The organism is Flavobacterium sp. ALD4, assembly GCF_002836475.1.
Taxonomy (GTDB): Bacteria; Bacteroidota; Bacteroidia; order Flavobacteriales; family Flavobacteriaceae; genus Flavobacterium.
In genome coordinates, this window is record NZ_PJBJ01000022.1 from 248,592 (window position 1) to 265,043 (window position 16,452).

Annotated in this window: 11 protein-coding genes; 6 read left to right on the top strand and 5 right to left on the bottom strand. The window is 34.9% G+C overall.

Features of this window, described 5'->3' with window-relative positions:
* Positions 1–553 precede the first annotated feature (553 nt).
* A complete protein-coding gene (locus tag CXF59_RS01255; protein ID WP_101135906.1) occupies positions 554–1,753 on the bottom strand; it encodes an aminotransferase class I/II-fold pyridoxal phosphate-dependent enzyme in 1,200 nt (399 codons plus the stop codon).
* A 398-nt stretch (positions 1,754–2,151) separates the two neighbouring features.
* On the opposite strand from CXF59_RS01255, the gene CXF59_RS01260 reads away from it, so the two are divergent.
* From CXF59_RS01260 to CXF59_RS01270, 3 genes are all read left to right on the top strand, one after another.
* Positions 2,152–2,610 carry an Lrp/AsnC family transcriptional regulator gene (locus tag CXF59_RS01260; protein ID WP_101135907.1) on the top strand — a complete coding sequence of 153 codons (459 nt, stop codon included), beginning with the start codon at positions 2,152–2,154 and terminating at the stop codon, positions 2,608–2,610.
* A 155-nt stretch (positions 2,611–2,765) separates the two neighbouring features.
* Positions 2,766–4,169, top strand: a complete 1,404-nt coding sequence (gene lpdA / locus CXF59_RS01265) for a dihydrolipoyl dehydrogenase (RefSeq protein ID WP_101135908.1) — start codon at positions 2,766–2,768, stop codon at positions 4,167–4,169.
* A 143-nt stretch (positions 4,170–4,312) separates the two neighbouring features.
* Positions 4,313–4,852, top strand: a complete 540-nt coding sequence (locus CXF59_RS01270; protein WP_198554620.1) for a lipocalin family protein — start codon at positions 4,313–4,315, stop codon at positions 4,850–4,852.
* Positions 4,853–4,921: 69 nt separating this feature from the next.
* Here the strand turns inward: CXF59_RS01270 and CXF59_RS01275 are convergent, their stop codons facing one another.
* Positions 4,922–5,299 carry a DoxX family membrane protein gene (locus CXF59_RS01275; protein WP_101135910.1) on the bottom strand — a complete coding sequence of 126 codons (378 nt, stop codon included), beginning with the start codon at positions 5,297–5,299 and terminating at the stop codon, positions 4,922–4,924.
* A gap of 246 nt (positions 5,300–5,545) precedes the next feature.
* Between CXF59_RS01275 and CXF59_RS01280 the strand changes: the two genes are divergently transcribed.
* Genes CXF59_RS01280 through CXF59_RS01290 form a run of 3 tightly spaced genes read left to right on the top strand, consistent with a single transcriptional unit; the run spans position 5,546 to position 10,223 of the window.
* Positions 5,546–6,832 carry an anthranilate synthase component I family protein gene (locus CXF59_RS01280; RefSeq protein ID WP_101135911.1) on the top strand — a complete coding sequence of 429 codons (1,287 nt, stop codon included), beginning with the start codon at positions 5,546–5,548 and terminating at the stop codon, positions 6,830–6,832.
* A 47-nt stretch (positions 6,833–6,879) separates the two neighbouring features.
* Positions 6,880–8,190, top strand: coding sequence for a tRNA lysidine(34) synthetase TilS (tilS, locus tag CXF59_RS01285; protein ID WP_101135912.1), 1,311 nt, complete (start codon positions 6,880–6,882; stop codon positions 8,188–8,190).
* On the top strand, positions 8,190–10,223 hold the full coding sequence (locus tag CXF59_RS01290) for a thioredoxin family protein (RefSeq protein WP_101135913.1): 2,034 nt from the start codon (positions 8,190–8,192) through the stop codon (positions 10,221–10,223). The genes tilS and CXF59_RS01290 overlap by 1 nt, the downstream gene beginning before the upstream one ends.
* Positions 10,224–10,462: 239 nt before the next feature.
* On the opposite strand, the gene CXF59_RS01295 is transcribed toward CXF59_RS01290, so the two are convergent.
* From CXF59_RS01295 to CXF59_RS01305, 3 genes are all read right to left on the bottom strand, one after another.
* Positions 10,463–11,776 (bottom strand): ammonium transporter, encoded by a 1,314-nt coding sequence (locus tag CXF59_RS01295; RefSeq protein WP_101135914.1) that lies wholly within the window; start codon positions 11,774–11,776, stop codon positions 10,463–10,465.
* Between the two features lie 278 nt (positions 11,777–12,054).
* Entirely contained in the window at positions 12,055–13,359 is a 1,305-nt protein-coding gene (locus CXF59_RS01300; protein WP_101136118.1) for an amidohydrolase family protein, read from the bottom strand.
* A gap of 43 nt (positions 13,360–13,402) precedes the next feature.
* Positions 13,403–16,396: an amidohydrolase family protein gene (locus CXF59_RS01305; protein WP_101136117.1), complete on the bottom strand. Its 2,994-nt coding sequence runs from the start codon at positions 16,394–16,396 to the stop codon at positions 13,403–13,405.
* Positions 16,397–16,452: the final 56 nt, after the last annotated feature.

The following is a 16,452-nucleotide window of genomic DNA, read 5'->3' on the forward strand; positions in this document are numbered from 1 at the left end:
AATAAAGTGGACCTGGTGCGAGAGCAATAGTTATGAAATGAGGCTTGGCTGTCGACTATGTTTCTACATCTGTTTTTACAGTTGATATGTCAATAGGTAGATCTAGATGAGTTTGATGAAAACGGTAATGGCATTGATACGTTTTATTAGTGTGGGTTTCATTTTAGGAGTAAAGTATACTCTAATAAGTGGATGTACAGGAAGAGATATTTTGATAGCGTACGTCAAAAAAAAGTGATAAGATAGCGTATCACAATTGTTGTAGACAAAAAACTCCAGAGAAATCTGGATTTTTTTGTTTGCCATTAATTTTTTTTGCAGTTAACATTAGGGAGCTCGGATTTCTTTAGCTGAAGATACGGATGTTCGTATTGCTTTGATGTAAAAGCATATTTGTCGCTAAATTTCTAAAAGAAAACAGTATAGCTATGGAAAGCCGATAGAAGTTTACAAAGACTGTTGTGTTTTATCAAATAAATAAAACCCGCTAAAAATGGCTTCGAAGCGGGTTTTGGAAAAAAAACTAAAAAAATTACTTTATCATAAGATTGGATTATAGGATATCCAATTCTTTCATACAGGCTTTCATCATTTCGTATGTCCTTTTAATATCATTGTCTAAACCAATTGAAAAACGAATTAATCCATCAGTCAATCCCATTTCAGTTTGTTCGTCTAGAGGAATTTCACTAGAAGTGGAGGTTCCTGGAGCGCTGAACAATGTTTTGTAGAAGCCTAAACTCACGGCTAAATACCCTAAGTTGCGTGATTGCATTAATTCCATTAAGGCATTAGCTTTAGCCAAAGAACCAACGTCTAAAGTCATCATTCCACCAAAGCCATATTCAGAATTGATCATACTAGCAAATAAGTCGTGACTTGGATGGCTTTTTAAACCAGGGTAAACCGTTTTTATTCCGTCTTTTTCAAAATGTTCTGCAAGGTACAGCGCATTATGACTGTGCTGCTTAATTCTTAGATGAAGTGTACGCAGGTTTTTCATAACGCTAGCAGAGCGCAGGCTATCCATTGTGGGGCCGAGTAACATACTAGCACCACTGTTTACGTCCTTTAATTCATTGATGAAATCGTGAGATGCACAAGTTACGCCACCCACGGTATCACTACTTCCATTGATGTATTTGGTCAGACTATGAATTACAATATCCGCACCAAATTTAACTGGAGAAACAGATAAAGGGGAGAATGTGTTATCGACAACCAATTTCAAATTATGTTTCTTGGCAATTTTTGATAAACCCGCTATATCAGCAACTTCCAATAATGGATTACTTACGGTTTCACAATACAACACTTTCGTGTCCGGAGTAATGGCAGCTTCAACTACATCTAGCTTCGTGATATCAACAAATGTTGTTTTGATATTAAATCTTGGCGTGAAGTTTTTTAGAAAAGCATACGTTCCTCCATAAATTGTTCTACTTGAAACGATGTGGTCTCCAGCGCCACACAACTGCATCAAGGTAGGCGTAATAGCGCCCATTCCGGAAGCGGAAACATTTGCTGTTTCAGTACCTTCCATCGCTGCCATTGCTCTGTCTAAATACAAATTACTAGGAGAGGAATGGCGAGAATATAAATAACAACCTTCTATATTGCCTTCAAAGGTATCAAACATAGTTTTTGCCGAAAGGAAGGTGTAGGTAGAAGAGTCAGAAATTGATGGATTTACGCCACCAAATTCACCAAAATACTGTAAGTCCTGAATGTTGTCTGCGGGATTGAATTTCATGTTATTTTTTTAATTGGTTATTGTATCAAATTTTGTCTTATTGGCTTTAAGCCAATAAGATTGACTTCGAATTTTATTTACTGCAATAACAATGCAATCAGCATTATCAGGATTGTAATTGAAATTGTTCCTTCTTGTCCTACTATCTTTATGATTTTGAAAAATCCAATAAAAAGATCTAGGTCGTAAAGACTTTATTAAAAACGGGTAGAGATGCTGTTCGGGATATAAGTATCTTTTCTATAACAGTGTTATCTACAATGTAAAGTACGTTTATATAGGTTTTAATGTCAACAATAGCTTCTAAACTCAGTTTTTTAGACGGTTAAAAACGAATATTTTAGATTTTTTATCTATTTTTAGTAAATAATTGATGCTTTCACCAAAAAAACTACAAAATGACTTTAGACTTAATAGACAAAAAACTATTATTATTGTTGCAGACAGACAGCAAAAAGACTACAAAAGAATTATCATTGAAATTGAATCTGTCGGTTACGGCAGTTTATGAGCGCATTAAGAAATTAGAGCGAGAAGGTATTATTGATAAATACGTGATATTGCTCAATAAAGCGAAGGTTGAAAAGGGATTTGTGGTTTTTTGTCATCTAAAACTCATCCAACACACCAAGGAATTTGTAACCAAATTCGAAAGTGAAGTGGTGCAATTGAAAGAAGTATTGGAATGTTATCATGTAAGCGGCGATTATGACTATATCCTTAAGATCGTGGTGAAAGATATGGAAGCCTACAGAGAGTTTTTAGTTACAAAGCTAACTACCCTCCAGCATATTGGCAGTACACAAAGTACCTTTATGATCAGTGAAGTTAAAAACACAACTGTGGTTGAAGTTTAAGTAATTTTAGTGCGAAAATCATATTGTTGATAGGATATTAAATAAGTTGGTCTGTGAAGTCTTAACAAAATATATTTAATATTAAACTTTAAACAAAACTTAATTCCTTAATTTTGTACGATTCTATATAAAAATATAACAAAAATAAATATACTATGAATTCATTTGACGTAGTCATTATTGGTTCTGGCCCAGGCGGATATGTATCAGCAATTCGTTGTGCACAACTTGGTTTCAAAACAGCAATTATCGAAAAATATTCAGTTCTTGGCGGAACTTGCCTTAACGTGGGTTGTATTCCTTCAAAAGCATTATTAGCTTCCTCACATCATTATGACGACGTGGCGCATTTTGCAGATCACGGAATTGAAGTTTCTGGTGAAGTAAAAGTAAACCTAGAAAAGATGATTGCACGAAAACAAGCAATTGTTGATCAGACTTCTGGCGGAGTGAAGTATTTAATGGACAAAAATAAAATCACTGTTCTCGAAGGCTTAGGTTCTTTTGTAGATGCTACTCATGTTGCGATTGCAAAAGCAGACGGAACCAGCGAAACAGTTGAAGCAAAAAATATAATTATTGCAACGGGATCGAAGCCTGCTAATTTGCCCTTTATCAAAATTGATAAAGAAAGAATAATCACATCAACTGAAGCATTAAAACTAAAAGAAGTACCAAAACATCTTGTTATTATCGGAGGAGGTGTTATTGGAATTGAATTAGGTCAGGTGTATTTACGTTTGGGAGCTAAAGTTTCGGTTGTGGAATATATGGACCGAATTATTCCAGGAATGGATGCGTCGCTGTCTAAAGAATTGACTAAAGTATTTAAGAAGCAGGGAATGAAATTTTACGTTTCTCATAAAGTGCAGTCCGTAGAAAGAAATGGCGATGCCGTGACGGTTCAGGCAGAAAATGCAAAAGGAGAAACGATTACACTAGAAGGAGATTATGCTTTAGTTTCTGTTGGTCGTCGTCCTTACACGCACGGATTGGGTGCAGAGAATGCAGGAGTAAAATTATCAGACAAAGGAATGGTAGAGGTAAATGATCATTTACAGACTAATATTCCTAACATCTACGCAATAGGTGATGTTGTTCGTGGAGCGATGTTAGCGCACAAAGCGGAGGAAGAAGGAGCTATGGTTGCTGAAATATTAGCTGGACAAAAGCCGCATATCAATTATAATTTAATTCCTGGTGTTGTTTATACTTGGCCAGAAGTGGCTGCAGTAGGACAAACTGAAGAGCAATTAAAGGCTTCTGGTGTGGATTATAAGGCTGGAAGTTTCCCTTTCAAAGCATTAGGACGTGCAAGAGCTAGCGGAGATTTAGATGGTTTCGTTAAAATTCTTGCTGATGCAAAAACAGATGAGGTTCTTGGAGTTCATATGATTGGAGCTCGTTGTGCTGATTTAATTGCTGAAGCTGTTGTTGCAATGGAATTTAAAGCCTCAGCTGAAGACATATCAAGAATGTCACATGCTCATCCTACTTTTGCAGAAGCGATCAAAGAAGCTGCCTTAGCAGCTACAGATAACAGAGCAGTACACGTATAGTATCTATGATTTTACACTAAAAAACCCGTCAAATATAATTTGACGGGTTTTTTGTTTTAAGATTAAATTTTAAAAGTTTTAATTTTAATTTTATAAAAATATAACGGTGTTTGCATAAGATCTTTAATAAAAAACAAATTAGTATAAAAATGAGATGTTTAGTAGGTGTTTTGGCACTTGTTGGAGTAGGATTTTTTCTTAACTCCTGCTCTCGTAAAACGATTCCAGAGAAAGCAAAGGCCGTTCAAAATTTCGAGAAAGAAAAATATTTAGGAAAATGGTATGAAATCGCTAGATTAGATTTTAAATTTGAGAAAGGACTGAACAATACCAGCGCTGAGTATTCATTAAATGACAATGGAGGGATAAAAGTGGATAATAAAGGGTATGATGTAAAAAATGACAAATGGAAGCAAAGCATTGGAAAAGCGAAGTTTGTGAGAGACGAGAATGTAGCCATGCTAAAAGTATCATTCTTCGGGCCTTTTTATGGGGGTTATAATGTTATTGCTATTGACAAAGAGTATAAATACGCCCTAGTTTCAGGGGGGAGCCTTAACTATTTATGGATATTGTCTCGTGAAAAATCAATTCCGTTAGAAGTTGCCTCAGCCTACTTGAAAATGGCTGAAGAAATTGGTTTTAAAACAGCTGATTTAATATGGGTGCATCATACTAAATAAAAGTGCGAATTTACTAAGTAACAAAACCGACTTCTATCTAGAGTCGGTTTTTGTCTTTTAGATAAAAAATTAATCCATTTTGAACAATCCCCTATAATTTTCCCAATGAGAGAAAATCAAGAATAGATTACCTACGAATACGAAAATAGCTAGTGGAAGGTTTTCTGGAGTCAAAAAGTAGTTGATTAATAAGATGTTAAGGGTTACGGGAAAAATGACAAGATTCGATAATGTTGTAAATTTTCCAGTTATAAATGATAGGCCGCATAGAAATTCAATACTTTTTGCCAATGGGAATAAATAAGTTGAAGCCATTAAACCAACCTGGAAGGCTTTGAACTCGCCTGTTGATGCAGGTTCGGGACTTAAATGTAAAAAATAACTAACAGAAGTATAGAGAAATAAAAGTCCAAGTAGAGTCCGAATAATAATGGTAGCAATTTTCATAATATTTAGGTTTTATTGGTTAAAAATTTAAAAATGTACTGATGCGGTAATGCTCATTTATTTTAATGCTATATTTCCCTTTGATTACCGTCTAAATCAGAAAAAAAACAACGATTGTCATTCGATTAAGTCTTTTAATATTAGTCTTTTATTGTAAATTTACGAAAAAAATGAACTGATTTTTGGCATGTGGACATATTAAAGATTTTTTTTTGTTGTAATTTTGAATTTTAAAGATATATTTTTTTGAGGACATCAATTCATAAGGCCATTTCAAATCCAAAATTGTTTAAAGAACAACTTCTAATTTGGTCACAACAGTTTCGTGAAGTCATTTTTATGGATAGTAATAATTATCCACATCAACATTCAAGTTTTGATTGTGTCTTAGCAGTAGATGCTTTTACGTCAATAAAAACTGATTATCATAGTGCTTTTGAGGATTTAAAACAATACCAGCAAACTACAAAAGATTGGCTTTTTGGTTATTTATCCTATGATTTAAAAAATGACGTGGAGATTTTGCAATCGGATAATTTTGATAGTCTGCACTTTCCGGATTTATTTTTCTTTCAACCTAAAAAAATATTTTTACTAAGAGGAAATGAGGTCGAAATTCAATATCTGACGATGTGCGATGAAGAAGTTGATGGCGATTTCGACGAGATAAAGCTGCAAACTGCAGCCATTGGGATGAAGGCGACGGCAGTTGAAATAAAACAAAGAATTTCAAAAGAAGAGTATCTCGATAAAGTTTCCAAAATGCTCTTCCATATTCAGCAGGGGGATTTGTATGAAGCTAATTTTTGTATGGAATTTTATGCTGAAAAGACCATTATAGATCCATTGGATAAATTTCTTAAACTCAACGAAATATCTCAACCTCCATTTGCGGTTTTCTTTAAAAACAATCGACAGTTTTTGCTATCGGCATCACCGGAGCGGTATTTAAAAAAAGAGGGAGAGCTTCTTATTTCACAACCTATAAAAGGAACCTCAAAACGATTTTCGGATCCAATTAAAGATGAAGAATCGAAGAATAAACTGGCATTAGATCCAAAAGAACGTGCCGAAAATATCATGATAACAGATTTAGTGCGTAATGACTTATCTCATACTGCACAAAAAGGATCTGTGCAGGTTACAGAGTTATGCGGTATTTATTCTTTTATGCAAGTACATCAGATGATTTCCACGGTTACATCTAAATTGGACCATCAGTATAGTGCTGTTGAAGCCATAAAGCAGTCCTATCCGATGGGCAGTATGACCGGCGCCCCTAAAATTTCGGCTATGAAAATAATTGAAGATTTGGAAGAAACCAAAAGAGGATTGTACAGTGGAGCAGTAGGTTACTTTACTCCAAACGGAGACTTCGATTTTAACGTAATCATTAGAAGTATTTTATACAATCAGGAAAATCAATATGTTTCCTTTTCTGTAGGTAGCGCCATAACATCACTGTCAATTGCCGAAAACGAGTATGAAGAGTGTTTGCTTAAATCAAAAGCAATGCGTGAAGTATTGCAATAATTGACATTCATAATTCGATATTGAATTTTAATCTTTATTTTTGAACTATGCTAGATAGACTCAAAAATCATATTGCTCATAACTTTCCTTTTTTAGAAAATAAAAAACTTTTACTGGCTACCAGTGGTGGTCTGGACAGTATTGTCATGGCTCATTTGTTCAATCAACTAAACCATACAATTGCCCTAGCGCATTGTAATTTTCAATTGCGGGGATTAGAAAGTTTTGAAGATCAAAATTTTGTTCAGGATTACGCTGAAGCGAATGCCATTTCTATTTTTGTGACCCAATTTGATACGGAGGCTTTCGCCAAAGATTACAAGCTTTCGACACAAGTGGCAGCACGTGATTTGCGGTACAATTGGTTTTATGAGCTTTTGGAAACAGAAAAATTTGATTATATTCTCACTGCCCATCATGCTGATGACAATATAGAAACATTTCTCATTAACCTCAGTCGGGGAACCGGTCTGGAAGGTCTAGTTGGAATACCTGCGCAGAATGACAAAATCATTCGTCCCCTATTGCTTTTTTCGAGGGAGGAAATTGCAAACTATGCCCATGAAAATAATATACAATGGAGAGAAGATAGCAGTAATGCTTCCGATAAGTATTTACGTAATAAGATCCGTCATGACTTAGTTCCTTTGTTAAAAGAACTAAACCCACATTTTGTTCTGTCGTTTAAAAAAACACAATCTTATTTGCAGGAATCACAAGCCATGGTTGAAGACGCTTCGATTATGGTGTACCAGCAGGTAGCGAGGCAAGAAGAGGACGATATCTATTTTGATTTAAATCAATTAAAGAAATTACCTAATTATACCTCCTATTTATACCAGTGGTTGCATGAATTTGGATTTTCTGCGTGGGATGATATTTATGATTTGGTTGAAAGCCAATCAGGAAAGCACGTGTTTTCTGCTGAGTTTCGGTTATTGAAAGACAGGGATTCATTAATTCTGAGTCCAATTGGCTTAGACAATATGAAGGAGGAATATTTTATTGATGCAGGAACGGAAGACGTTAAGATTCCCTTAAATCTTAGCTTTTCGAAAGTAGACAAAGTCTATATTCCTACAATTACTGCTATATTTGTCGACGAAGACAAATTAGAGTTCCCGTTGGTTTTACGCAGATGGAATGAAGGGGATAGTTTTCAGCCTTTTGGTATGGAAGGCAAGTCTAAAAAAGTGAGTAAGCTTTTCAAAGATGCGAAATTATCATTGTTAAAAAAAGAAAATGTCTGGATTTTATGGTCAGGAAATAAAATTGTTTGGGTCGTTGGTCTAAGACAGGATGAGCGATTTAGAGAAGATAACAAAACACGAAATATATTAAAAATAGAATTAGAATAATGAAGAAATTATTATTTATCCTCATCACCTTTTTGGCTTTTGCCAATGTAAATGCTCAGATTCTAGATCCCGTAAAATGGACAACAAAAATTGAAAAAACATCAGACAACACCTATGTGTTGACTTTTGACGGAGTAATAGAAAAAGACTGGCATGTGTATTCCCAGTTTACTCCTGATGGTGGTCCGTTACCACTAGAAGTTATTTTTAAAAACCAAGAAGGGAATTTTAATCTGGTTGGTAAAGCGAAAGAAAGCAAAACTAAGACGGCTTATAATGATATTTTTGAAGTAAATGAAACGTATTTTCAAAGAAAAGCTCAAATTCAACAGATAGTTCATGTTACGAATCCGAAGGTTTCAACAATAGTAGCTGAGTTGAATTATCAGGTTTGTAAAGAAGTGTGCATCAATTTAGAGAAAAAATTTACCTTTTCCATACCCGGTGCGGCTGCGGTGATCGCGGTGCCAAAAGTAGCTGCTGCCGTTGCATCTGCTGTTGAAACAGATACGGTAAAAATAGATTCATTGGCACCAAGTCTTGGTGCAAGCAATACTGTCATTGCCGATACTGAAAAAGTGGTGGCTGCAGTACCTAAATCAGCTACTCAAAGAGGATTGTGGTCTATCTTTTTTATTGCTTTTTTATCAGGGTTTGCTGCTTTACTTACTCCTTGTGTTTTTCCAATGATACCTATGACGGTTAGTTTTTTTACCAAGCAAAGTAAATCAAAAGCGAAAGGGATCAGAAATGCTATAATTTACGGGATTTCAATTATTGTTATTTATGTACTTCTTGGGTTTATAGTAACCTGGATTTTTGGTGCTGATGCGCTGAATGCATTAGCGACAAATGTGTGGTTTAATATTATTTTCTTTGTTTTACTAGTTGTTTTTGCCGCTTCATTTTTGGGTGCATTTGAAATTATGTTGCCCAATTCTTGGGCAAATAAAGTAGATAGCCAAGCCGATAGAGGAGGTATTATAGGAATTTTATTCATGGCATTGGCACTTGCAATTGTATCGTTCTCTTGTACGGGGCCGATAGTAGGTACGCTACTAGTGGAAGCTGCTTCCAAAGGGGGAATTGCTCCAATCATTGGGATGTTCGGTTTTTCATTAGCATTAGCCTTACCATTTATGCTTTTCGCCATGTTTCCTGGATGGTTGCATTCATTACCAAAATCTGGCGGATGGTTGAATACGGTAAAAGTCGTTTTAGGATTTCTGGAATTGGCTTTAGCCTTTAAATTCTTATCAAATGCCGACTTGGTATTGCAATTGCATTTCTTGGAAAGAGAAGTATTCTTGGCTATTTGGATTGCCATTTTTGGAACATTGGCCCTTTATTTATTCGGAAAAATTACGTTACCACATGATAGTCCATTGACACATATTTCAGTAGGACGTTTAATGATGGGATTGTTAGTCCTAACTTTTACGATATATCTAATTCCGGGACTTTGGGGAGCGCCGTTAAAAATTATTAGCGCTTTTCCACCTACAATGGAATACAGTGAAAGCCCTAATGGAGTAGGTGGCTCAGCAAGTAGCGTCGCGAATATCATTTTGCCGGAAGGTGCTAAAAGTGGCCCTCATGGGATAGTGGTTTTTGATGATTATGAGAAAGGATTGGCTTATGCCAAAACAGTAAATAAACCAATTATGCTTGATTTCACGGGGTATGCCTGTGTTAATTGTAGAAAAATGGAAAATAATGTTTGGTCTGATGCTATGATTTTGCCCATTCTAAATAATGAAGTGGTGCTTATATCCTTATATGTTGATGACAAACGGGATTTGCCCAAAAGCGAACAGTTTATATCCAAAACGACGGGTTCTGAAATTGAAACAGTAGGAGATAAGTGGACTGATTTTATGATATCAAAATACAAAACCAATACACAGCCTTTATACGTTTTAACAGATTTAGATGGTAATAGCTTGAATAAAGAAAATCCAACCATAAGTTATGTGAGTATAGAAGAATATGGAATTTGGTTGAAATTAGGAATTTCAAATTTCAAAAAATAATACTATTTATATCTATTACGTAGTCTAAAGCTATACTAAATAAACTTATGTTTTAATCTAAATTGTTCTCGTATAATGTCGATAGCCTTTGTCGATTTAGGTATACTATGTAATAGTACAATAATCCCGAGAATTTCTGTAATGACTATAGAGATATACAATCGGTATAAAATAAAAAATCCCAATCTGAAATTTAGATTGGGATTTTTTTTAGTTAGGTTTTCCTTACTACAAGTTTTTTATAAAAACTCTCCGTGTTGAGAGATGTCTAAACCTAACTCTTCTTTATCTTCACTCACCCTTAGTGGTGTGATTTTATTGACAATAAAGAATAAGAAATAAGATGCTGAAAAAGCAAACAGGGATACGATGATTAAAGCAGTAAGCTGATGAACAAATAAGGTAGTTTCACCAAATATAAGTCCCTGATCCGTAACCGCTGAATTTACTGCTTTAGAAGCAAAAACACCAGTCAATAACATACCTGTCATACCACCAACACCATGGCAAGCAAATACATCCAAGGCATCGTCGACTTTACCTTTTGGAAAGGTGCCTACTACAAGGTTACTAACAATACTACTGAATATACCAATGAATATGGCGTGTGGCATACTTACGAATCCCGCCGCTGGAGTGATAGCTACTAATCCTACTACAGTACCAATGCAAGCTCCCATTGCTGAAAGTTTATGACCAAGAATCTTGTCTAAAAACACCCAAGCCATGCCGGCAGCGGCTGCGGCTGCGGTTGTTGTCCCGAGTGCTTGTACTGCTATTCCATTTGCTCCTAAAGCAGAGCCCGCATTGAATCCAAACCATCCAAACCATAATAAACCAGTTCCAAGCAATACGTAAGTAATACGTGCAGGATTTGATTTTTGAGCTTTTCTTTTTCCTAAAAACATTGCGCCAGCTAATGCTGCCCAACCAGCACTCATATGTACTACCGTCCCTCCAGCAAAATCCAGAACACCCATTTTGAAGAATAGTCCTTCCGGATGCCAAGTCATATGACATAAAGGAGCATAAATCAGTAGAATGAATAGAACCATGAATAGCAAATAGGCCCAAAAGCGAATTCTTTCAGCAAAAGCTCCGGTAATTAATGCAGGCGTAATTATTGCGAATTTTGCCTGAAATAAAGCGAATAGTAAAAATGGTACAGTTGGCGCTAAAGACCAAGCGGTATTTGTGCCAACACCTTGAAAAAACAGGTTGGGTAAAGGATTGCCGATAATACCTCCAATAGAAGGGCCAAAAGATAAACCAAATCCGATTACGACCCAAAGGACCGTTACGATTATCATAGCCATGAAACTTTGTAACATCGTACTAATTACATTTTTTTTACCTACCATTCCACCATAAAAGAAGCCTAAGCCAGGGGTCATGATTAAAACAAGTGCCGTAGCAACTATCATCCAAGCGGTATCTCCCGTGTCGAATGCTACTGTCACAGCGGGGTCCGGATGTGCAGATAGAATTGAAGTTGAAAATAAGGTCACTACTAAAAGGGATACTAATAGTATACTTAAAACGATTTTTCTCATTTTTTTTTGAATTAAATTTTGACAAAAATACCAAATAATTTTAAGCACCCCATTAATACCGTAGTGATTCTGTTTATTTTTATTGTTTTTGTATTTTAACCCCTATTTTTTTACGGGTATTCTTGATTGTGTTGTCTAAAATAAGGATTTGCTAAAGTATTCGGAAATGAATCATATTCAACTCTGTTATTTTGACCTAAATCAAAAAAAAAACAGACAATTTACTACGGTGTAAATTGTCTGTTTTTAGAAGTAAAGACTTAGTCGTTGTAAGGCGACTACTTTTGATTGTATTTTTCTTTATATCTTTTATTCAATACAGATTGATGAGTTTCAAGGCTTATCATTCTACCTTGAATAAAAGCATGTGATATTTTGTTAGTCCGCATGTCTAAGGCATCACCTGCTGACAGAAATAAAGTGGCATCTTTCCCTATTTCAAGTGTGCCACACTGAGCATCTATTCCTAAAATTTTAGCCGTATTGGAAGTGATTAATTGTAAAGCTTGCTCTTTGTCGAGACCGTAGGCGGCACATGTACCAGCTAAAAATGGTAGGTTTCTTGTATTCATTCTTTCATGAGAACCGCTATTTTCCAATCCTACTAAAACTCCCTTATCTGTTAATAATTTTGCAGCTTTGTAAGGTAAATCGATATCGTCATCCGCATGTTCTGGCATTTCATGCACTCTTTTTAAAAGCACACCAATATTATTTTTTTGTAGTAATTCAGCAGTCTTGTACGCTTCGTATCCACCAACAATCACCATTTTTTTAATGCCATTGCTTTTAGCTAATTGAACTGCATCAATAATTTGTTTTTCTTCATTTGCATTTATAAATAAAGTTTGAGAACCATCAAATAATCCTTTTGTTGCCTCAAAAATTAAATTTCTTTCTCTCACGTTATCTACTTGATATGCTTTTGCATTTGTCAAAAAAGTAAGTATTTCATTGATTTGAGTTTTGTACTCTTTATTTTCTTCGATACTTCCTGGTTCAAACCATGATCCACTTTTCTTATAGCTGGATGGAAAATTAAGGTGGATACCATCATTTTCTTTAATGATTGCGTCCTCCCAAGTCCAAGCGTCTAATTGAACTATAGATGATGTTCCTGATATGCGCCCTCCACGAGGAGTAATTTGGGCAATTAAAACACCATTAGGTCGAACCGTTTCAATAACTTTTGATTCTGCATTGTAGGCTATAATACTTCTCACATTCGGATTTATCTGCCCAATTTCATTTTCATCGTCTGATGATTTAACGGCATCAATTTCAACTAAACCTAATGTGGAATTTGGTGCTATGAAACCAGGATAAACTTCTTTGCCACTGCCATCGATAGTCATATCATAAGCACTTTTATCTATTCTAATTACTGTAGCATTTGCTATCATGGTAATTTTACCATCTTTAAAAGCTAAAGCGCTATTTTCAATAACTTGTCCGTTACCAATATGCGCTTTGGCATTTAGGATCAATATTGATTTTGATTGTTTTGGAGCAGGTGTTTGTTGCGCATTTGTAAATATTGATAAGCTTAATGCCAATACTAATATATATGTGTGTTTATTCATTTGTCTAGAATTTATTGGGTAATTGTGATTTTTAGTGTTCAATTTATTCAAGTTCTACACTATCACAATGGTATTCTTTTTTCTCTTTTCTTTTTGGTTCTTGAGTATTTGCACCTTTGTTTTTCTCTTGTAATAATTGACCGATTAATTCGTTTCGTTCTTGTGCAATTGCAACTCTTTGTTGCTCATCTTTTTGCGTATCGTAGTAAACAACTCCTTCAATAATTGTTTTTTCTACCTTTGCATAGATAGACAATGGATTGTTGTTCCAAAGCACTATATCAGCGTCTTTGCCAACTTTTATACTTCCTACTTTATCATCAATATGTAATAATTTAGCTGGGTTAAGAGTCACGAATTTCCAAGCCTCTTCTTCAGAAATATCTCCATACTTTACCGCTTTGGCTGCTTCCTGATTTAATCTTCTTGACATTTCAGCATCGTCAGAATTGTAGGCTACCACTAATCCGGCATTATGCATTATTGGTCCATTATAAGGAATTGCATCATTTACCTCAAATTTATAAGCCCACCAGTCTGAAAAAGTGGAAGCACCTACTCCGTGTTCTTTCATTTTGTCAGCTACCTTATAGCCTTCAAGAATATGAGTAAAAGTATTAACTCTGAAATTAAACTTTTCCGCAACGTTCATCAACATTAGTATTTCTGATTGAATATAAGAGTGGCAACTGATAAAACGCTCTTTATTAAGTATTTCAGCTACTGTTTGTAAATCTAAATCTACTCTTGGAGCATTTGCTTTTCCTTTTTTCGAATTGTAATTTTTCCATGCTAGATCATATTCCTTGGCACGTTGAAAATAATCTGTAAATACTTGTTCAACACCCATTCTTGTTTGAGGAAAACGAGTTGGGTTTATATTGCCCCAGTTCGATTGTTTTACATTTTCACCTAAGGCAAATTTGATGAATTTAGGTTGGTTTTTATAAAGCATTTCATCTGCAGCTTGTCCCCATTTCCATTTTACAATAGCAGATTGTCCACCGATAGGGTTTGCAGAACCATGTAGTAATTGTGAAGTAGTAACTCCACCAGCAAGTTCTCTATAAATATTAATATCTTCAGAATTAACAACATCTTGTATTGTAACTTCAGCACTTGAATTGTGCCCACCTTCATTTACACCATTTGAAATAGCAATATGAGAATGTTCATCAATAATTCCACTGGTCAAGTGCTTTCCTTTTGCATCAACTATTGTTGCAGAAGCATCAGAAATATTTTTACCGATAGCGGATATTTTTCCATTCTTTACTAAAACGTCTGTTTCTTCAAGAATACCTTCTTTCTCATTTGTCCATACCGTAGCATTTTTAAATAGCAAAGTTTCTGCAGTTAATTGTTTTGCATTACCGAAAGCCACATTCGGAAAAGTGGTCGGCATTATTGTATTATTTTTTTGGACTTTTAGTGAATCTATGGGCTTAACAAATGGAGCTGTTTTATTAGCTGACCATTTCACTTCGTTACCATTAAATAAAATTGCTTTTCCAGAAAGCGTTTTAATGTCCTCTATATACCCTATTAATCTAGTAAATGTCGTTTGTGTAGAATCGGTTGACTTAAGCACATTTGAAATCCAATTATTGGAAATCGAAAGCTTAGAGCTTAACTTTTTAGAATCTGCAGTATTGACTTCAGATTTAAGAGTCGCTATTTCACCTGTAATTTTCCATTTGTATTTTTTACCGGCAATAGTTAAGTCATATTCTCCTCTAATATCTTTGATATCGATGTCATTTACGACATACTTGGACCCTTGAACCCAGTTTTCATAGATTCTGGTTTCCTCATTAAATATCTCACCTGAAGTGATAATAAAGTTGGCGTAATTTCCATTTTTTAAACTACCAATTTCATTGCTTTTTCCTAATAGTAAAGCAGGTACCGTTGTTAAAGCTTCTAATGCTTTTGTTTTGTCGAAACCATACTTTATAGCGCTAAGCAGATTTGTTCTAAAATCTTCTATTTTTTTTAATTTATCAGTAGTCAGTGCAAAAACGACCCCATTGTCTGTTAAAACTTTAAGATTGGTAGGAGCTTGATTCCAAAAGCGTAAATCTGTCAATTCCATTTGGTTGGCTTGATTTGGATCAGATACGTCGTAAGCTTCAGGAAAATTTATTGGAATAATAAATTGAGCATTAGTTTTTTTAATTTCTTCAATTCTTTCAAATTCATTTCCTATTCCCTTCATAATATAATTCAAACCGAATTCCTTAGCTATCTTTGAGGCTCGTAAACTATTTAGTTTATCTTCAGTAGCAAATATTTGAATCAGCTTCTCATTTTCTGACAAGGCGGCTAATGACAAATCCTTATTTTCAGAATTCCCATTTTTATACCATTTCAAATCATGATTTACTTGTCTTAACAATGCCATCATTCCCATTAATGAACTTGGATACGCTTGGTTTGAAGTAACACTTCTCGTAAAACCAAAATGATTAGAAATTTTAGCAGTTAGTAATCGGTTGGTTTTATCGATGTTATTCAAAGCAATCAGTGAACCGGTACCTCTCGCGATACCGTCTTGAAGATGCGTGCCTACTACACCAAATCCCGCTTTCAATAATTCTTCGGCTTTGGGTTGATCGTAGTTGAAATTGTCATAAGCATTCACTTCTGAACGGATGTGCTCATTCCAGTAGTAGCCTTCTCGTTTCGTGTCATACGATTGACTTTGGCGATTACCTTCTGTTTTTTTAGGTTTATCCATTCCAAAACTAGTATACATATCAATAAAAGAAGGGTAAATGGATTTTCCTTCTAAGTTGACTGTAATCGTGTTTTTTGGGATGTTTACGGAATTTCCTGCGGCAATAACTTTTCCATTTTGAATAAGTAAAGTCCCTTTTTCAATTATTTGTGTCGGAGTTACAAAAATTTTGGCATTGATAAAAGCAGTATAATTGTTGTTTCTATTTTGGACACCTTCGTTATTAGGAAAGTATTCTTGAGCATTAATTTTTGGTATAAAAATTAATAAAAAGATAAGGGCAACTATTCTTTTCATAGGTTTTTGGTTAGTTTTCGCTAAATGTATAGAATAATCATCTTTAAATGTTAAAA